This window comes from Brevundimonas sp. (assembly GCF_019636155.1).
In the GTDB taxonomy this organism is placed as follows: domain Bacteria; phylum Pseudomonadota; class Alphaproteobacteria; order Caulobacterales; family Caulobacteraceae; genus Brevundimonas.
This window is the reverse complement of sequence record NZ_JAHBYB010000004.1, coordinates 215,756-233,640: the sequence shown is the minus strand read 5'-3', so window position 1 is coordinate 233,640 and position 17,885 is coordinate 215,756. Positions and strand designations below refer to the sequence as shown.

Sequence of the window (17,885 nt, the reverse complement as noted above, 5' to 3'; positions counted from 1 at the left end):
GAACGGAGCCCTATGAATCAGACATCTCAGCGTCTGAGAATCCTGAATGTCGATATCACCTAGGCCCCATGTTTATCAGCTTGGAATGGCTGGCCGAGGGAGTTTGATTTCCTCACAAGGAACGTCCGCTATGGGTCGGGAGCAGACCCTCGCCTGAGGGCGCTAAGCGGACAGAGCCACCGGTCCCAGATACCGCTGACGCCCTGCTATCGGCCTAGCGCAAAATCGACGTGGACCTGAACCTCGCGCGTATTCACGCCCTGCATCACCACAGGCGGAGGCGCTACCGTCTGAACGGTCACCTCTCGTCCCTGGCGCATGTTGTAGATCGGAGAAACGCTGGTTTCGCCGTCGCGGATCGCCAACACCCGCCTCACCCGAAGATCAGCGGCCTTAGCATACGCATCAGCTCGAAGACGTGCGGCGCGGTAGGCGGCGGCGTAGGCGACGTTGTCAGTCGCGCTCGGGTCCGCCACCCTCAAATCAGGTCCCGAGACAATATTGCCGCCCGCTTCTGTGGCAGCGGCGATAGCGGGACCGGCCTTTGCGACATCCCTGATGCGAACCTCGACCATGTTCGCCGCTTGGTAGCGTCCGCGCTCGGGACCGTAGTCGATGCGGTTCAGCGTGACGGAGCGAGTCTGGATGTTCTCAGGCGTGATGCCGAGAGCCCGCAAGGCGTCGGTGACGCGGCCCATGACCACGCTGTTTTCCGCACTGGCCGCAGCGGCGGTTCCACCGCTCGTGCTGACACCCAGGGTCAGCAACGCTTCGTCGGGTGCGGCTTCAGCCTTACCGGTCGCGCTGACCTGCAACAGGACCTCGTCGTTCGGCAGGCCAAGCGCGCTATTGGAGTCCGAACAACCTGCGAGCAGCAGGAAGGCTATCGCGGCACGCTTCATGAGACCACTCCGTTGAAACTGAAACGAAGCGGGGAAAAATGGCTGCAGAAGGGCTGTTTCAGAACAGGCTGGCCTGAGGCCACGCCTTCACCATCAAAGGTCCGCTATGGGTCGAAAGCAGTCCCGGTGCCTGATGCCAGTCACTCGAACCGAACTGTCGCGGCGACCTCGGGGCCGAGTTCGCAGATTTGCCTGCTGCTACAAGACAGATAGATCGTCAGTCCCACGGGCTCGCCTCGACGCTCGCCCCAACGTGTCGGGGTGCCGACATGACCGACCCATCCATGTGGAAGGCCGTCCCCGACATCGCCGGGACGTGTGAAGGCAGCCCACTCCCCCCGCCTGCCATCGACCGTCATTTGGCCGGTGGAGTAGTCGAGGAGCCCGTCTGAGAGAGGAACCGATCCATACATGCCATAGGAGAAACCGAGCCGCAGTCCTTCCCCGCCGAACTCATCCACCTCCGTATCCACGCCGATGACAGGCAGGCGGGATAGTTCTCGGGGGATAGCCACGGAGAACGGGCCTGCGGCCTCCACCCGTCGAAAACGCTCCGGGTCAGGTGTTTCAGGGCGTGGCTCCGAGCCGCATGCGGACAAGAGGATCGCCAAGGCCAAGAAGCCGAGGCCGGTTCGGTCGCGATCGCGGTTGCGCATTACAACTCAACGAACGACCGCTGCGCCGGTTCTTGCCGATCAAGCCGCCTAGGACGGCGAACTGACCGCTGGAAGATGTCCGCAATGGGTCGGAAGCGGACGCTCCGCCGGTCCCGTCACGAATGTCCGCATTCCGCACCTGCGCCAATGTCCGGTCTTGGCGCTAACGTCACCCGCCAACGCCAGCGCCATGGGCTAACCGCGCGACAGGCCCGCACAATCCAGGGCATTCAACCGGCGAGGGGTCAGGGAACAACAGTCGCCGGTTGTGCGTCCGCAGCTCTTTCGCCTAAGCTAATCTTGGGGGGCCGATGCTGTTTCGTGCGTTGAACGCTGACATCTTCACCTTGTTCGCGGGAGGCAATCGCCGCCTGTACGAGGCTGTTCTGCTCGACGTCTACGACGAGTTCTTTCGCGCGGAGATGTTGTTTCCGGCCCAAGGCGAGGTGGTCAGCGCCATCTATTCAAGTCTCGCGCGGAACGCCGAGCATTGGCGGGACGACGAGGCCGAGGTCGTCCTCGACACCCTTTCCGTTCGAGGATCGCGACGGCTCAGACGACGTCGGTCCGAGACCGCGGATGCGGAGGCGAGCGGGGAGGCGATGGCGCGGGCGCGCCATATTTACAATCGCCTGCTCCAGACCGGATGGCTCGACGAGAACCGCTACGGGCTGAAGGTCACCGTCGACATGCCGGCCGGCGCGTTGCGGCTGGCTGAGTTTCTCTGGAGTCTGACCCAGGGGGTCTCCGAGCAGGTCGGCGGTCTGGTGGTTCAGGTCAAGAACGCGCTGGACGCCGCGCGCGTCAATGCGCGGGACAGTGCGCTGGGCGTCAACAAGGCGGCCAAGGATGCGGCCGCCTTCGGCCGCTACCTTCGCAGCGTGCTTTCGGCCTTGCGAGACGTCGACCGTCAGGTGATGGGCAGCCAAAGCGTCGAAGAGCGGCTCAAGTACTACTTCCACGACTTCGTCGAGCAGGTGTTGCTCCGCGATTACGCCGATATCTCGACGACGTCGCATCCTTATCGATTTCGGCACCACATCTTCGAGACCATTCAGGCGATCGAGGATTCGGCCATGGACATGGACGCCCTCGCCGAAGCCTATTTCGAGGCCCGCCTAGGACAGGATATTCGGGATGCGTCAGCGGTGGTCCAGGACGATCTGCTGACGATCCGAACGGTTTTCGACCGGATCGAGGACGCCTTCCGGCGCATCCAGCAGCATCGGGGCCGCCTGGAAACCCGACTGAGGAACACGGTCCGATACGCCGGTCGCCAGACGGGCGGCTTTTTGCAGAGAAGCGAGCGCGTCGTGATCCTCCTCGATCGCCTGCTACAGACGTCGGTCGCCATCGAAGCAACGGGGACCATGGAGGCGCAGAGGGAGTTCCTGTCTCCATTCCTGCTCGCCCGCCCGCGAAGCGCTCGCCCGGCGGTCGTGAGCGGCGTTCTCGATCTGCAAAGCCTGACGCCGTTGCAGATGTATCGCCGCGACCTCCAGCGGCGTTACCTCGACCGCCTCAATGTTCGTCCGGCGCAGGTACAGCGTTTCCTTGAACGGCGAGTGCTTCCGTTGACGAGCCAGGCGGCGAGCGATCTCCATATTGGCGATCTCGATGATTTCCTCGCCTTCGAAGCGCTTCGCGTCGCCGTGGCTGGCGCGGACGGCGGCCAGTCCGCGAAACGACTGCTGACCGCCCTGTCTCAGGATTTCGAGTTCGAGACCAGGGAGGGAGACCTCGTGGACAATGAGTGGATCGCCTGCCGAGGCTTCATCGTCCGGCGCAAGACCGACGCCATCACGCTGGAGCGCTCGCATGCTGATTGAGTTTCAACAGTTGGAGGAGAAAGACGCTCGGCTGTACGCGCGTGTCACCCAGGTCATCGCCCACCTGCTTCGTCACCAGTTCCTGCATATCGACGACCGCGGCGCAGCCGGGCTGATGGAGACGCTGCGAAGAGCGGCGGCCGTCACCCTGCTCAGGGACTATTTCGATGTTGCCGGCTACCGGCTGGTCGTGCGCGAAAGTGAGGGCTGGGCCGGGCTTTTCCCGGACCTCGACCGGATCACGGCGCCGAGGATGCGCATCGAGGACTCTCTGGTCCTGCTCGTCCTGCGCAGGCTCTGGGAAGAAGAGGTCCAGAACGGCGACATACAGCCTCATGCCAGTGTTCTGCTGACCCTCAACGCGGCCTACGACGCCTATCAGGAAACAGTCTCGCGAGCTCGGCGACCGGCGCTGAAGGTCGGGGAGTTTCGCGATGTCCTGCTGTCGCTCGAACGGCGCGCCATAGTACGGCTCGGTCCGGAAGATGATCAGGCGCAGGACCGCGAACTCACGATACGGGCGCTGGTCAGCGAAGTGGCCGGCGACGATTTCCTCACCTCGCTTGAGCAGCTTCTTCAGAGACCGGATGTCGTCGAGGACGATGCCGATGAGGAGCCTGCCGCTCCCGAGGCCGATCGGGCTGAGGTGGAGGTCTCCGCATGATGACCCTCAGCCGCATCGCCCTGGTTCAGTGGCATCTGCTGGCCCGAGCCGACCTTGATATCGTCGGCAACGGCGCGATTTTGGGTGAGAACCGGTCCGGAAAATCGACCCTGATCGACCTGATCCAGACGGTGATGTCGGGCGGGGCGGCCAGCCTTTACAGATACAATCGTTCCGCCGGTGAGGGCTCCGGACGTTCAGAGCGCACGCTCCAGAGCTACTGCCTTGGACGGTTGGACGAGGGCGTGAGCCTGCGCGATCAGACGATCACCCACATCGCCCTGACGTTCGAAGACGCGGAGGGAGATCGCCCTCCGGTCACTCTCGGCCTCTGCGTGGAAGCGACCTCTCGCGACAACGCCGTAATCCTCGGGCGATATGTCGCCGAGGGCGTTCGCGCGGATTCCGCGCTGTTTGTCGAGGAGGTGGATGGCGTCGCGCGTTCTGCGGAGTGGCCAGTCGTGAAACAGAGGCTGGAGGCGGCCTGCGCAGCGGGCGGCTACGAACTCCGGCGACAGACCAAGGCACGTGACTTCATCCGAGAATACATGCGTCTGCTGTTCACCAAGGGACAGCGGTCCGAGCCCGAGCGCTTTGCACGGGCGTTCGTCCTCGCCCTGTCATTCCACCACATCCCGTCCGTCGAAGCCTTCGTTCAGACCTATCTGCTGGAAAAAAACGACATCGACATTGGCGAGCTCCGCGCGTCCATCCAGCGCTACCGCCAGATTCAGCAGGACATTCACGACTTGGAGGACAGGCTTGCCGCCCTTCGTGAACTCAAGATGCAGGCGGATTCGTTCGAGGATCTTCTGCGACGGGAACAGATCGCCCGCAGCGTCGAACAGCTTGCTCAGGTGATCGAAGCGGGCGGAGCCCTGTTCGACAATCTGCGAGCGCATCGCGAGGCCGAGGACCAACGCCGGCGGGTCGAGGAGGATCTTGATCGCTGCGAAGCAGAACTCGCGCTCGCGAAGGATCTCGTCGTGTCCCTGACGGCCCAGATTCAGGCGCAGGGTCGCGGTGCGGAGGAGGCCGTGCTGAACAGCGAAATGACGCTCGCCCTGAAGGAACGGGCCGAACTCCTTGGCCGCCTTCAGGCGCGCTTTCTCCGCGCCGCCCGCGGGGTGTCTCTCCTCGACCAGAGGGCGCTGCTGCAGCCGCTCCGGCTGGGTCAGCTCACGTCCACGCTCGAAGCGATTCAGAAGCAGAGCGAAGGCCGCAATCCCCCCGACTGGCCGCAGGATCCGGCCGGGATGGAAACGCTGCTGAGCACGGCCGCGACCATCGCGGCTGAGAAGATCGAAGGCGTGCGCGAAGAGCGGAACAGCCGCATCGGAGCAAGGGAGGGCATCCGCGCCGAGCTGAAGGAAGCGAAAGCCCAGCTCGGCAAGAGCCAGCAGGGCGCGGCCTTGCTGGACCCGCGAACGGAAGCGCTCATGGCCAAGCTCGCTTCGCTGGGAATGGAGCCCCGCGCCGTATGTGAGGCTGTCAGTCTGACCGACGAAAGCTGGCGCAATGCTGCGGAGGCCCTGCTGGGCCGAGACCGGGAAGCGGTGATCGTAGCGCCGGAGCACGCCTCACGTGCGGTCGAGATTCTTCGCGCCGGACGAGACGCCTTCCGCGGGTGCCGGGTCGTCAACACGCGTAAGCTCCAGGGATCGGCTCGTGAAGCGACGCCAGGGTCTCTCGCCTCGGTGTTCAGAAGTGAGGACGGCCTGGCCATGGCCTTCGTCGTCCAGCGCGCCGGTTCGGTGCGACTGGCCGAGACGCAGGAGGAACTGATGGCCGGCCCGCGCGCCATTATGCGGGACGGCGCCTACAACAGCGGCCTGGTCGTCGAGGTTCTTCATCCGCAAGGCCTCAAGATCGGCCGCGCCGCCGCGGGCCTCATGCAGGCTCGCCTCACCGATGAGATCCGAGACCTGACGGCCATCCTGTCCAAACACGATGCGAACGTCGCCTTCATCGATGACGTGGTGCGGCGACTGGAAGACCTCTCCAGCCCGGTAGAGGCGGCCGATCGCCTCGATACCCTCGTCTTCAGCATCGCCGACGCCGAGGAGAAGGCGGAGGACCGAAGACGACGCTTGGCCGATCTGGCGGCGAACGTCGATCCGGAGCTTGAGCAAGCGCTGGCGGTGGCGCGGCGGCGTCAAGAGATGGCGGAAGGGGAAAGGCTCGCCCTGGTCGAGCAGCGCGGTTCACTGGGCCAGACCCTCCAGGATCTCCAACGCCGTCTCGAGAGCGGCGAGGCCCAGCCAGGCTCAAGGCTGTGCTTGGCCCTGAGGTGGCGAACTTTCCGCCAGCGGCTTCCGGGCCGCGAAGCGTTCCTTCCGGTGCGACAGGCCTACGCGGCGCTCAGAGCGGGCCGTCGTCCGGAGAAGATCGCCCGTGATCAGGCGGCGGAGGCCGAGACGCTTGTTGCTCAATATCGAGAGGTCGAAAGCGCGCTGCGCGTCGACCTCGGTCGCTTCCGCGTGAAGTTCGGGTCCGCATCGGTCCCTGAGCCCCAGGCGCGCATCATCGCGGAAATCATGCCCTGGCTCGAGGAAGGCATCGCTCTTCTCGAGCGGAATCAGCTGATCCAGTATCGCGACCAGGCCGACCGGGCGGCCGAGGAAGTGAGCCATCTCTTCCGGACGTCCTTCGTCCATGAACTGAACGGTCGGTTCAGCGGTCTCAGGAGCGAGATGCTGGCGCTGAACGCAGCCTTGCAATCCCGGCCGCTTCACGGCGAAGTCTACTCGGTCCACTGGGAGATCAAACCCGCCTTCGACGCGCTGTACCGCCTCGCCCGCGACAGCGAGTCCGACGAAGACGTGCTCGCGGCGCTGTTCGGTCGGGGTGAGCCTCGGGACGAGAAGCACGCGCTCGCGCTCAAGGAGGTCGAGCGCCTGATGCAGGACGAAACGCTCGATTTCACGATCTACCAGGACTATCGCAACTACTACGCCTTCGAGCTCCGGATGAAGGACGTGGCCACCGGTCGGCAGACAAGCTTCGACCGGCGGCGCGGTGTGGCGAGCGGCGCTGAACTCCAGGTCCCCTTCTACGTCATCATCGGCGCCGCCCTCGCCAGCATCTATCACGGACGGCGGGTTACGCCCGGCGTCGAACGCGGGATCGGTCTGGCCGTGTTCGATGAGGCGTTCAGCAAGATGGACGGCTCGAACCAACGCATCCTGTTGGACTTCTACCGCGACATCGGTCTGCAGGCGGTGGTGGCCGCGCCGCCGGAAAAGCGTTCGGTCATCTTCGAGAATCTGGACAGCGTCATCGACGTCTACCGCTTCGGCGACGCGGTCACCGCGGAGTCGGCGCGCATCAAGCCGCTGGTCCATGAAACCCTCAGGCGGGCCAATCCGCGCAACAGGACGGATGAGGATCTGATCGCAGAGATGGCGGCCGCGCCCTTGCCCGCTCAATGACGGAGACCCTGGACCCAGTCGCGCTCCTGCACGGGCTGCTGGACCGTCACGAACGCCAGGCTGGCAGCGCGGCGGCGACGGCGCGGATCGACGAGGACCGCTTTCATTCAGTGGCTGACTGGGATGCCTTTCTCGCCGTCCTCGGGACCGTCGAGCGGAAGGGCGGTTTGCGCCTCGTTCGGACCCGCCGAGGCGGCGTGGAGCACATTCGGACGGTGCGGCTCGTCGACCCCGAAGTGGTCTATCAGGTGTTGGGACGCACACCCTCCCGGGAGGGCGCAGCCGCCGCTGTCGCCTCCGTCCCGGAGGAGGCGGATGGAGCCGGGTTCGCATCGGTCATCGCCCGGATCGAAGCGGGGTGGGCGAGGCACAAGACCATTCTCGGGCTGAGGCCCGGCCAAACCGACCGTCTCGACAAGGCGGCGCGGCTGGCGCGGGCGCTTCGACGCCGTTCGCAAACCAACGAGAGCGTCCGCCAGATCGATTACCGCAGCTTCTCCCGGGATGCGGCGGGGGACAGCAAGGCCTTGGCCGATACGCTTGTGACGGTGGCGGCCTTGCTTCAGGCCGACGACCCCGCGAGGCTGGCCGATCTGATCCCGGAAGATGTGGTCGCACTTTACGGAGTGGAGCGTCTGCCCGCGCCGGTGCTCATCAGCGGAGCGGTCGCCTTTGATGGGGCGGTCCTCCCGCGGGCTGAGTATCTCGGGTTCCCGGGAGCAGTCGCCGAACATCTAAGCCCGGGCGCGCCTCCGGCCTACCTTCTGACCATCGAAAACTACACCTCCTTCATCCGACATTCGCGCGAATGCGCGGGAGACGATGGAGGGCTGGTCATTTACACCAGCGGCTTCCCCTCCCGCGCCGTCCTCGCCGCCCTCCTGCGCCTCGCGCGCCTTAGCCAGCCGACGGTCTATCACTGGGGCGACATCGACCCGGGCGGACTGCGCATTTTCCGATCGCTCGAGCAGGCCTTGGCTGCGGAGGGCCGCAAGCTGCGACCTCATCTGATGAGCCTTGAGCTCCTTCGCGAACGCGGTCGTCCCGACCCTCAACGAAGGCGGCTCTCCGTCGGCGCCGCCCAGGGAAGCGCTATCGCCCCGCTCTGGGATGCGATGGCGCGAATGGAAACGCCATGGGAGCTTGAGCAGGAGGGGGTGGCGCCGTCACGTCCAGAAGACCCAGGCGCCTAGAACTGGTCGCTCTCAGCGGTGCGATGCACCGGAACGGCGCGCCTTCTCACCCGCTAGTGAAGCCGCACGCCATCCGGGGCGGACGTGACCATGACGAGGCTGTCGACCATGGCGTCGATCTCGGCGTCCAGCTCGGATATATCCAGGCCGGAGAACCGCTCGCGGGCGGCTTCCCGCCAGGCCGCTCTCAGGAGTTCGCGGGCCGCCTCGGGATCGAGATCCTCGAGATAGATCAAGCCTCGCTCCGCGAGCAGGCGCCTGGCGACCACGCCGGCGCGCCCGGCCAGATCCTGATAGATCTCCGCTTCTTCATCGGAGAGGTCTTCGGTCAGGGCGGTCCTCCGCGAAGACGAATGGGGGACGGGCCTGGAACTTCTGCGAGGAAGCCCGGTGTTTCGGAGCGGATCGCCGCCGACGCCTGAACGTCCCCCGGCTCCCGATCGGCCCCTATCGTCCCGGAACCCGTCACCCCCAGACTACAGCGCGAATGGGAAGGAGCAACACACCCGTTCATCGCCGACCGGAGAACGCCGCGAACAAGCGCATGCGGTGCAAGGAAGGGCTAAGGGCTCCGCCCTCGCGCGGGCCAGGGTGAAGCGGCTGCGCCGCCGGATCGGCCGGTCTCCCCCGCCTTCCGCGCCGGCGACGAGGGCATGGCCCTCCCAAGGGTCAGGCTTGTGCAGGCCGGGCGATCCCCCTCCGGCCGGTCCGCCCTGGCCCTTGCTACCCCGGTCTCGCCGACGGGCAGGGTTTCAGGCGCGCGGTCCGCGTGCCTGCAACCCATGCCCAAAGGAGGCAGACATGACTGCTCAATCCACCCAAGCCCGTGCGGCGGCTGACGCCGCCGCGACCGCAGCGGATCAGGAGCCGGGACACGGCGCGGAGATCGTGGTTCCGCTGAACCGGTTGAAGGCGTCGCCGAAGAACGCCCGGAAGGTGAAGCACACCGAGGCCGGGATCGAGGCGCTGGCCGCCTCCATCAAGGTCAAGGGTCTGTTGCAGCCGCCCGTGGTCGAGATCGAGCGCGGCGAGGACGGCGCCGCGACCGGCGCATACCTCGTCACCATCGGGGAGGGGCGGCGACAGGCCCTGCGGCTGCTGGCCAAGCGCAAGGCGATCAAGCGGACTCACCCGGTCAAGGTGACGGTCGACACGGAAAATGACGCTCACGAAATCAGTCTGGATGAGAACGTCACCCGGGAGGCCATGCACCCGGCCGATCAGTTCGAGGCCTTCAAGCGGCTCGCGGACGAGCGGGGCTATGGTCCCGAGGAGATCGGCGCCCGGTTCGGAGTGTCCGCGCAGACCGTCCGTCAACGGCTGAGGCTCGGAGCGGCGGCGCCCGAACTCATGACGGCCTATCGCGACGGGACGCTGGCGCTCGACCAGCTGATGGCCTTCTGCGTCAGCGAGGATCAGGAGCGCCAGCGTCAGGTGTTCGAACAGTGCGGACCGCACACGCCCGTCTATGCGATCCGGCGGGCAATGACCGAGGCCAAGGTCCGGGCCGACGACAAGCGGGTCCGCTTCGTCGGCATCGAGGCCTATGAAGCCGAGGGCGGGACGGTCCTGCGCGACCTGTTCACCGAGGACGGCGGCGGCTGGCTGGACGACCCCGTTCTGCTGGACCGGCTGGTCGGCGACAAGCTGGCCGGGCTGGCGGAAGACGCCCGTCAGCGCGAGGGCTGGAAGTGGGCCGAAGCCGGGGCGGACTATCAGGACGCCGCCGCCCTGGGCCGGGTCTACCCGGTCGAGGTGGTCCGCTCCGAGGCGGACGCCGCGCGGATCACGGCCCTGTCGGAGGAGTACGACCGGCTCGTCTCCGAGACGGATGCGGCGGACATGCTGCCCCCCGAGGTGGACGCCCGGCTGGAGGAGATCGACAAGGCCCTGCAAGCCTTCGGCCCAGACTTCGACTACCCCGCCGAGGCCAAGGCGCGGGCCGGGCTCATGGTGCTGCTCGGCCACGACGGACTGGCCCGCTTCGAGCGGGGTCTGGTCCGGGCCGAGGACGCCGTGGAGACGCGTCGTCCCGATCCCGAGGCGCCGGAGGGGTGGACCGAAGGCGAAGGAAAGGCCGAGACGCCTCCCGCGCCCGAGCCGGACGCCGACGAGGGTCTGGCGCCCCTGTCCGAGCGGCTGCTGATCGACCTGACGGCCCATCGGACCATGGGGCTTCGCGACGCCGTTCAGGCCGACGTGAATGTGGCTTTGACGGTCGTGGTCCACGCGCTGGCCTTGCAGGTCTTCTATCCCGCTTGGGGGACGTGGACGCCGCTGCAACTGCGGTTGAGCGTGACCGGTCTGGAGCGGCTGGCGCCCGGCGTCAGCGACGGTCCCGCCGGACGGCGCGTGGCCGACCGGCTGGAGGCGTGGGGCGCGCGGCTCCCGGAGGAGGCCCGCGACCTCTGGGCGGTGCTGTCGCCCATGGCGCCGTCGGACTTGCTGGACCTCATGGCCTGTTGCGCGGGCGTGGGCCTCTATGCCGTGCGCGACCCCCACGACCGCAAACCGGATGCGCTGGCCCACGCCGAGACGCTGGCGACGGCGACCGGTCTGGATATGACCGGGACGTGGTCCGCGACCGCTGCATCTTACTTCTCGCGGGTGTCCAAGGCGCGGGTGCTGGAAGCGGTGACCGAGGCCACGACGCCGGAAGAAGCCGGGCGGATCGCCGGGTTCAAGAAGGGCGACATGGCCGAGGCCGCCGAGCGGCTGGTCGAGGGCAGGGGCTGGCTGCCGCCCGTGCTGCGGACGGCGCCTGCGGTCGATCCGGACGCCCCGGAGCCGCAAGGCGAGGCGACGGCGCCGCCGCCGTCCGATGACGACACCTACCGGTTTGCCGCCGAATAGACGGCGGCAGGTCCGAAAACTCGCCGCGCGCCCTTTGGGGCGCGCGGCTTTTTTTGTCGGCGCCGCCTAGCGGACGCCGGTCAAGTAGACGATGGCCGTGAGGGCCAGCACCACCACCACGGCTAGGCCGAAGACGACATCGGCCCGATAAGGCGGCGGTTCGGCCAGGCGAGGGCGCGGGCTCATGCAGAAGATTCAATCATGCCTTGCCCGCAGGCAGGTCATCGGGGAGACTCGCCGAGTGAAGAAAACGCTCGATCATCTGCCGCTGCCCAAGCAGTCCGAACTGCGTCACGTCGTCGATGTGATCCGCGCCTCCTTCGAGGAGGCGATTTCAACGCGGCGCGCCGAGCGCCTGAAGAACGGCAAGATCCTCAAGGTCATCCTCTATGGATCGTATGCGCGGGGCGACTGGGTTCACGACCCGGTCGGGCGCTATTTCTCGGACTTCGACCTGTTGGTCATCGTCGACCACGAGGACCTGACCGATGGCGAGTTCTGGTTCGACGCCACCAACCGGACCATGCCGGGCGAGGGCGAAATCCGCACGCCCGTCAGCATCATCGTTCACAGCCTGGACGATGTGAACGAGCAGCTGGACCGGGGCCGCTACTTCTTCGCCGACATCCAGCGAGACGGCGTCCTCCTCTACGACACTCCCGGCGCCAAGCTGCACAAGCCCGCCGACATCAAGGCGAAGGCCGCGCTGGCCGAAGCCGAGGACTTCTTCACCGAGTGGATGGCGAGCTCGAAGGAGTTTCAGGCTGGCGCAGCGTTCTACGCCGAGCGCGACAGCGGCAAACTGGCGGCTTTCAGCCTGCATCAAGCTACGGAACACCTCTACCACTGCGTCTTGCTGGTGGTGACGCTCTACAGCGGCAAGGCTCACAATATCGCTTTCCTCCGCAAGAAGGCCGAGGCGATCGATGCCCGCCTTGCCGAGGCGTGGCCGCGGGAGACCAAATTCGAGCGTCGATGTTTCGAGCTTTTGCGCGAGGCCTACGTCAAGGCGCGCTACTCCAAGCACTACAAGATCAGCAGCGAGGAACTCGCCTGGCTTACGGAACGGGTCGAAGTGCTACGCGGTCTGACCAGGACGGTCTGCGAAGAACGGCTGCGTGACCTCCGCGAGGAGGCTGGTCGTGACACCGGCTGATAAGCTGGGCGCCCCGTCCTCGATCTGACGCCGAGCCTTGCTGAGTCTCATCAGTAGCTGGCGCCGGCGGACAGACGGCATATTCGAGGTCACCCGGTCCCGAACCGGGTTGGAAGCAGAAGGCCAAGTGGCGCTTCACCTGTCCGGCCGACGGCTCTTCTGGCGGACCTTATCTCGGATGGCGCCTTCGGCATGCTGCCCACGGAGCCGGACGAGGACGGCGCCTCCCATCACGACGTCAGATCGTGCTTCTGGGGCCAAGGACGGTGCAGCCTGGCTCATTCTACAGAAGCGGAAAGCCGAACCGGTGCGGGCGTTGCCCGCCGGGAGCCTCGCCGCAAAAAAGGTCTTCCCGGTCGCGGCCTGAGCGTCGGACATCGGTCGGGTCTACAGCCGCCGTAGGGTGTCATCTATTGCGTTCAGGAGCCCGGCGGCCATCGTCTCGCATCCTCCTCGCGCCGGCCGGCGCGGCCTCTCGATGAGGCGGATCTGACCGAAACCCGGTCGGCTGGCGCAACCGCTCTCGCGACTTTCATCCCCGGCCTGACGGCCTTCCTCGCGAAACAAGAAAGTCTCTCATCGCGGTCCTCCGCTTCGCTGCGGGGGCTCGCTTCGCTCTCCCTGCGCGCCGCCCGGGCCCCGGTCCGTCGATCGCCATCGAGGCCGCGGCAGGCGTGGCCCGAAGCAAAGGAGAGACTGACATGGCCACCATCGGCACCTTCACCGCTCAAGGGGACGGCTACACCGGGTCGATCAAGACCCTCACCCTGAACGTCAAGCAGGCGGTCCTGCGGCCCAACGAGAAGACCGACGACAAGGCCCCCGACTTCCGGATCTTCGCCGGCCAGACCGAGTTCGGCGCCGCCTGGAAGAAGACGAGCCAGCAGAACCGCGAATACCTCTCGGTCAAGCTCGACGATCCCAGCTTCCCGGCGCCGATCTACGCCTCCCTGGTCGAGGTCGAGGGCGGGCACAGCCTGATCTGGTCCCGCTGATCCAGGAGCCGCGGCGGCGCGGGGACCGCGCCGCCGCCCCTTCTTCCCACCATCCATTTCGAGGAGGCCGCCATGACGCGCCCCACCGATCCCGCACGCCCGGACATCCATACCCGGATCACCCAACAGATCCTCGCCCAGCTCGAAGCCGGGGTCCGCCCCTGGACCCAGCCTTGGAAGGCCTCGACCTCCGTCAGCCGCCCTCTTCGCCATGACGGAACGCCTTACAACGGCATCAATGTCGTCCTGCTCTGGGGCGAAGCCGCCAGCCGAGGCTTCAGCCGATCGACCTGGATGACCTTTCGCCAGGCGCTGACGCTCGGCGCCCACGTCCGCAAGGGCGAGCGCGGCGCCACCGTGGTCTACGCCAACCAGGTCGTCCGCGAAGAGACCGACGACACGGGGGCGAGCGTGGAGCAGCGCATCCCGTTCCTGAAGGCCTACACCGTCTTCAACGTCGACCAGATCGATGGCCTGCCCGAACGCTACGGCGAGCCGGAGACGATCGAGATCAATCCGGACGAGCGGATCGCCCGCATCGACGCCTTCTTCAGCAACTGCGGGGCGGAGATCCGCCACGGCGGCGGCTGCGCCTATTACGCGCCGGGGCCGGACCATGTGCAGATGCCGCCGTTCGAATGCTTCGAGAACGCCGACGCCTATTACAGCACCCTCGGCCACGAGATGACGCACTGGACGCGCCATCCCACCCGCCTCGACCGGGACTTCGGTCGCCAGCGCTTCGGCGATCCCGGCTATGCCCGCGAAGAGCTGGTCGCCGAGATCGGCGCCGCCTTCCTCTGTGCGGATCTTGGTCTGGCGCTCGAACCCCGCGAGGACCACGCGGCCTATATCGCCAGCTGGCTGCAGGTGCTGAAGAACGACACCCGCTTCATCGTCTCGGCGGCCGCGCACGCGCAGAAGGCCGTCGACTATCTGCGGTCCTTGCAGTGAAGCGAGCCTCGGGCCGGCGGCGACGCCGGCCCGGGGATGGCGAAGAGCGGTCCGCTCAGGCCTCGTCGTCCCGGAGGCGCGCCAGGCGCATTCGCTCCGGCGGATGAACCTGATCGAACCGGTCGAGCGTCGCGCGCCAGTCATCCATCGCCGGGGACAGCCAACGCGTCATGTCCGCGATCGCCCGATGATGCTTGGGAAGATCCCAGTAGAGAATGGGCTCGTGGTGGGCGATGCGGTTCCGCAGGAGACGCACCTGGGTCAACGGGGTGGCGAACGCCTTGCGCGACAGGAATTTGCCATCGCGGGTCGCGATCCGGTGCAGGGTGCGCTTCCACAGATCGTCCTGCTCGCGCCCGAACATCGAGGTCCAGAAGCTGAAGGTCAGGGCGGCGACGACGCGGCCATCCTCGATCGGCTTGCCCGCTTCCGTCAGTTCGGCGATCGCCGCACGCACCTGTTCAGCTTGACGGTCGGTGACGTGACCGGCCTCGGGCTGGAACCAGCCCGGGCCGGAGGCTTCGGTCATCACCGCGTGAATGCGGTTTCTCAGCGCCACCTCCAGAGCCTGGAGCGGCACATAGAGGGCCTCGGACACCCGGGTGTTTAGCGTATAGAGTTCGACGGCGCGGTGGCGATCGCCCCCGGCCCAGGCCACATAGCGCGCGAACCGTTCGAGGGAGAGCGCCGCCTCCACCCCGTCGGCGTCGGCGACCGCCCTTGCATCAGGGTGGGTCATGGATTATCTCTACCAGCGTACACCCCGGGATCGCCTCTGCTGCAAAGCATGCCCCCGGGGTAAATCAATTTTAGCCCCAGCGATTACGACCGTCGGCGACCCACCGGGGTGGACACGCGCGCACGCGCGGCCTCCCGTTCCTTGCGCGCTTCGGTGAACTCCGGCTCGAGTTTCTTCACCCGTTCGACCAGGCCGTCGAGGTGATAGATGTTGGACGCCCAATCCCCCGCCGCGGTCTTGCGCATTTCCCGGCGCACCAGACCGGCCTGTTCGAGCTGGCGCATGTTGGTCTGGATCGTCTTGGGCTTCACGCCGATCCGACGGCCGAGCTCCGCGCGGGACGGGAAGGGCGCGCGATGGGGGTCGCGGTAGTAGTCGAGCAGCTGAACGAGGATGTTGAACTGCATGGCGGTCAGCCCCAGCCGGGACTGGGCTTGGATCAGGATCGACGGAATGCCGGCGTAGCCGTTGGCGACCACCGCCTTGCCCCAGATTTTCTCCTGGGACGAGGCGGTTTTCGTGCCGGCCTTGGGCGGAAAGGCGAGCACCGTGGATGAGGTAGGTGCGGTCATTGCGTGAACTCCTTCGCAGCGAACCTATGGGTCTCGCCGTCCCCGAACAAGGATCCCGCTGCGGCAGGGTATGGTCTCTTCAGGACCTACCCGACTAGACCTGATTACGCTCGTTCCCGTGATGCGCTGATTCCCGTTGCGCTGATTCAGCGGCAGTCTGGCGCCCGAGGTGGGGCGGGAACGCGCCACACCGGTGGGTCGTCCGCATGGCGTACCTCTGCGGAAGTTTGGGCGAGGATTCCCGAGCCCCGCCCTGGATGGGGCGCCCTCAGGGCGGCGGGCGAGCGGCCGGAACCGGCCGCCGAGGGGAGGGCGGGCAGACCCGTAGGCCTACGGGGCGAAGGGGGTGACGGTCTAGGGCAGGATAGGCTTTGCGCCGGCAATGTCTGACAGACCGACACCCCATGGACCGCCTTACCCTTCGCGTCCCGTCCCATCTCATCCGCCGGTTCGACGCCGCCGCGGCGTCTCGGGGCGGGCGGTCGCGGCTGCTGCGACGTCTGATGGAGGAGGCCGCACAGGCGGCCTTGCCCGAGGCCGTGGAGACATCGTCGGCGCGGCTGAGCGGCAAGCTCGGACTTCGCCTGACGCCCGCCGACCTGACTGTCCTGGAGGCGGAGGCGGCGCGCGCGGGCATGACGCGGACCCAGTGGACGGTCGCCCTGATCCGGGCGCGGCTGCATCATCGGCCGCAGCTGAGCCGTCGTGACGCCGTGGCGCTGATCGAGGTGCAGCGCGAGCTCCGGCGTATCGGGGTCAACGTCAACCAGATCGCCCGAGCCCTGAACACGGCGGTGATGGAGGGCGCGGTGCTGGACCTGGAGGTGGCCCAGCTGGCCGCCTTTTCCGAGGAGATCCGCGCGCATCTGGTCGGGGTGCGCGACGCCTTCCAGGGCAATCTCGCCTATTGGTCGGTCGACGCGTGAACGACTTCCGCATCCCATCCGGTTTCGAGGAGGCCCTGCGTCCGCCCGTCCGCACGAGACGGGCGCGGCTCACCCAGGCGGTTCTTGGCGCCGGCGCGGCCGGAGAGGCCCGCGCGGCCAGAGCCCGGCTCCAGCGTATGGTGCGGCGAGCGCCCGAGGTGATGGTCAAGATCACCGGCAGGACCCGGGACGGAGGCCACCTGCAGCGCCATCTGGACTACATCACGCGCAACGGGAAACTGTTCCTTGAGGGGCCCGACGGCGAGAGTCTGAGCGGTCGCGCGGAGGTCCGGACGTTGGCCGAAGACTGGCGTGACGAGCTCTTGGTGGCGCCGCAGCGACGGGACGCGCCAGTGTCCCTGTCGATCGTTCTGAGCATGCCGGCGGGCACTGATGAAGGACGGGTCCATGATGCGGCTCGCGCCTTCGCCGCCAATTTGTTCGCAGACCGGCACCCCTATGTGTTCGCCCTGCATACCGATGACCGGCACCCGCATGTTCACCTCACCGTTCGCGCCCTCGGGCGAGACGGCGAGCGGCTCAATCCCCGCAAGGCCGACCTGCAGCTCTGGCGGGAGACCTTCGCCGCCGCCCTTCGGGATCGCGGCGTCGAGGCCGAGGCGACGCCGCGTCGTGCGCGGGGCGTGGTGCGCAAGGCCGAACGCACGCCGGTGCGCAAGCTGCGCGAACGGTTCGAACGCGGTGACGGCCCACTGCCGAAGACATTGGCTGGGGCGCTGGAGTCGGCGGCCCGGCCACCGTCCTCCGAACCGGTCTGGGAGGCGCGCCTGCGTCAACGGCAGTCGGCCATACGGCGCAGGCTGGTGGTCGAGGCTTTGCGGCTTCAGGCGTCGAAGGCGGATGGCGACCGTCGGCTTGGGCAGGATCTGGAGCGGTTCATCCGCACCCTGCCGCCCATCCTGACGCAACGCGAGATCCTCGCCCGGGCGCTAGCGGGGGTCCGGGGGGGAGCAGACCGTCGCCGCGACCAAATACGCGAGCGCTAGCTGTGAAT

15 protein-coding genes are annotated in these 17,885 nt (G+C 66.8%); 10 read left to right on the top strand and 5 right to left on the bottom strand.

Translation table 11 applies throughout. From position 1 onward, the window contains the following. Positions 1–206: 206 nt before the first annotated feature. Together KF910_RS06840 and KF910_RS06835 are read right to left on the bottom strand one after the other, a co-directional pair. Positions 207–902: an SIMPL domain-containing protein gene (locus KF910_RS06840; protein WP_201102979.1), complete on the bottom strand. Its 696-nt coding sequence runs from the start codon at positions 900–902 to the stop codon at positions 207–209. 140 nt (positions 903–1,042) lie between these two features. Continuing rightward, positions 1,043–1,558 (bottom strand): hypothetical protein, encoded by a 516-nt coding sequence (locus KF910_RS06835; RefSeq protein WP_143105856.1) that lies wholly within the window; start codon positions 1,556–1,558, stop codon positions 1,043–1,045. A 311-nt stretch (positions 1,559–1,869) separates the two neighbouring features. On the opposite strand from KF910_RS06835, the gene KF910_RS06830 reads away from it, so the two are divergent. From KF910_RS06830 to KF910_RS06815, 4 genes are read left to right on the top strand one after another with little or no spacing between them, the layout of a single operon-like run. Continuing rightward, positions 1,870–3,387 (top strand): Wadjet anti-phage system protein JetA family protein, encoded by a 1,518-nt coding sequence (locus KF910_RS06830; protein WP_292259857.1) that lies wholly within the window; start codon positions 1,870–1,872, stop codon positions 3,385–3,387. Further along, positions 3,377–4,051: a DUF4194 domain-containing protein gene (locus KF910_RS06825; protein ID WP_292259856.1), complete on the top strand. Its 675-nt coding sequence runs from the start codon at positions 3,377–3,379 to the stop codon at positions 4,049–4,051. Before KF910_RS06830 ends, KF910_RS06825 begins: the two co-directional genes overlap by 11 nt. Beyond that, complete coding sequence (locus KF910_RS06820; protein ID WP_292259855.1) at positions 4,048–7,482, top strand: SbcC/MukB-like Walker B domain-containing protein; 3,435 nt, start codon at positions 4,048–4,050, stop codon at positions 7,480–7,482. The genes KF910_RS06825 and KF910_RS06820 overlap by 4 nt, the downstream gene beginning before the upstream one ends. Next, positions 7,479–8,675 carry a Wadjet anti-phage system protein JetD domain-containing protein gene (locus tag KF910_RS06815; RefSeq protein ID WP_292259853.1) on the top strand — a complete coding sequence of 399 codons (1,197 nt, stop codon included), beginning with the start codon at positions 7,479–7,481 and terminating at the stop codon, positions 8,673–8,675. The genes KF910_RS06820 and KF910_RS06815 overlap by 4 nt, the downstream gene beginning before the upstream one ends. A 53-nt stretch (positions 8,676–8,728) precedes the next feature. On the opposite strand, the gene KF910_RS06810 is transcribed toward KF910_RS06815, so the two are convergent. Then, the gene (locus KF910_RS06810) at positions 8,729–8,911 is read right to left on the bottom strand and encodes a hypothetical protein (protein WP_292259851.1); all 183 of its coding nucleotides are present in this window, start codon (positions 8,909–8,911) and stop codon (positions 8,729–8,731) included. 565 nt (positions 8,912–9,476) lie between these two features. On the opposite strand from KF910_RS06810, the gene KF910_RS06805 reads away from it, so the two are divergent. The 4 genes from KF910_RS06805 (at position 9,477) to KF910_RS06790 (ending at position 14,633) form a co-directional block, all read left to right on the top strand. Beyond that, a complete protein-coding gene (locus KF910_RS06805; RefSeq protein WP_292259850.1) occupies positions 9,477–11,528 on the top strand; it encodes a ParB/RepB/Spo0J family partition protein in 2,052 nt (683 codons plus the stop codon). A 241-nt stretch (positions 11,529–11,769) separates the two neighbouring features. Further along, the gene (locus tag KF910_RS06800) at positions 11,770–12,684 is read left to right on the top strand and encodes a HEPN domain-containing protein (RefSeq protein ID WP_292259848.1); all 915 of its coding nucleotides are present in this window, start codon (positions 11,770–11,772) and stop codon (positions 12,682–12,684) included. Between the two features lie 701 nt (positions 12,685–13,385). After that, on the top strand, positions 13,386–13,679 hold the full coding sequence (locus KF910_RS06795; protein WP_292259847.1) for a DUF736 domain-containing protein: 294 nt from the start codon (positions 13,386–13,388) through the stop codon (positions 13,677–13,679). 72 nt (positions 13,680–13,751) lie between these two features. Beyond that, positions 13,752–14,633, top strand: coding sequence for an ArdC family protein (locus KF910_RS06790; protein WP_292259845.1), 882 nt, complete (start codon positions 13,752–13,754; stop codon positions 14,631–14,633). Positions 14,634–14,688: 55 nt separating this feature from the next. On the opposite strand, the gene KF910_RS06785 is transcribed toward KF910_RS06790, so the two are convergent. Continuing rightward, entirely contained in the window at positions 14,689–15,372 is a 684-nt protein-coding gene (locus KF910_RS06785; protein WP_292259843.1) for a hypothetical protein, read from the bottom strand. 83 nt (positions 15,373–15,455) lie between these two features. Next, the gene (locus KF910_RS06780) at positions 15,456–15,944 is read right to left on the bottom strand and encodes a helix-turn-helix domain-containing protein (RefSeq protein WP_292259842.1); all 489 of its coding nucleotides are present in this window, start codon (positions 15,942–15,944) and stop codon (positions 15,456–15,458) included. A 404-nt stretch (positions 15,945–16,348) separates the two neighbouring features. Here KF910_RS06780 and KF910_RS06775 point away from each other — a divergent pair, with 404 nt between their 5' ends. Further along, positions 16,349–16,870, top strand: coding sequence for a MobC family plasmid mobilization relaxosome protein (locus KF910_RS06775; RefSeq protein ID WP_292259840.1), 522 nt, complete (start codon positions 16,349–16,351; stop codon positions 16,868–16,870). Further along, positions 16,867–17,877: a relaxase/mobilization nuclease domain-containing protein gene (locus KF910_RS06770; protein ID WP_292259838.1), complete on the top strand. Its 1,011-nt coding sequence runs from the start codon at positions 16,867–16,869 to the stop codon at positions 17,875–17,877. The genes KF910_RS06775 and KF910_RS06770 overlap by 4 nt, the downstream gene beginning before the upstream one ends. Positions 17,878–17,885: the final 8 nt, after the last annotated feature.

Bases quoted from the DNA above. Each gene is read 5' to 3' on its own strand.
- KF910_RS06830 (WP_292259857.1), top strand. From the start codon at position 1,870: ATGCTGTTTCGTGCGTTGAACGCTGACATCTTCACCTTGTTCGCGGGA.
- KF910_RS06795 (WP_292259847.1), top strand. From the start codon at position 13,386: ATGGCCACCATCGGCACCTTCACCGCTCAAGGGGACGGCTACACCGGG.
- KF910_RS06805 (WP_292259850.1), top strand. From the start codon at position 9,477: ATGACTGCTCAATCCACCCAAGCCCGTGCGGCGGCTGACGCCGCCGCG.
- KF910_RS06785 (WP_292259843.1), bottom strand. From the start codon at position 15,372: ATGACCCACCCTGATGCAAGGGCGGTCGCCGACGCCGACGGGGTGGAG.
- KF910_RS06840 (WP_201102979.1), bottom strand. From the start codon at position 902: ATGAAGCGTGCCGCGATAGCCTTCCTGCTGCTCGCAGGTTGTTCGGAC.
- KF910_RS06825 (WP_292259856.1), top strand. From the start codon at position 3,377: ATGCTGATTGAGTTTCAACAGTTGGAGGAGAAAGACGCTCGGCTGTAC.
- KF910_RS06775 (WP_292259840.1), top strand. From the start codon at position 16,349: ATGGACCGCCTTACCCTTCGCGTCCCGTCCCATCTCATCCGCCGGTTC.
- KF910_RS06820 (WP_292259855.1), top strand. From the start codon at position 4,048: ATGATGACCCTCAGCCGCATCGCCCTGGTTCAGTGGCATCTGCTGGCC.
- KF910_RS06780 (WP_292259842.1), bottom strand. From the start codon at position 15,944: ATGACCGCACCTACCTCATCCACGGTGCTCGCCTTTCCGCCCAAGGCC.
- KF910_RS06815 (WP_292259853.1), top strand. From the start codon at position 7,479: ATGACGGAGACCCTGGACCCAGTCGCGCTCCTGCACGGGCTGCTGGAC.
- KF910_RS06835 (WP_143105856.1), bottom strand. From the start codon at position 1,558: ATGCGCAACCGCGATCGCGACCGAACCGGCCTCGGCTTCTTGGCCTTG.
- KF910_RS06790 (WP_292259845.1), top strand. From the start codon at position 13,752: ATGACGCGCCCCACCGATCCCGCACGCCCGGACATCCATACCCGGATC.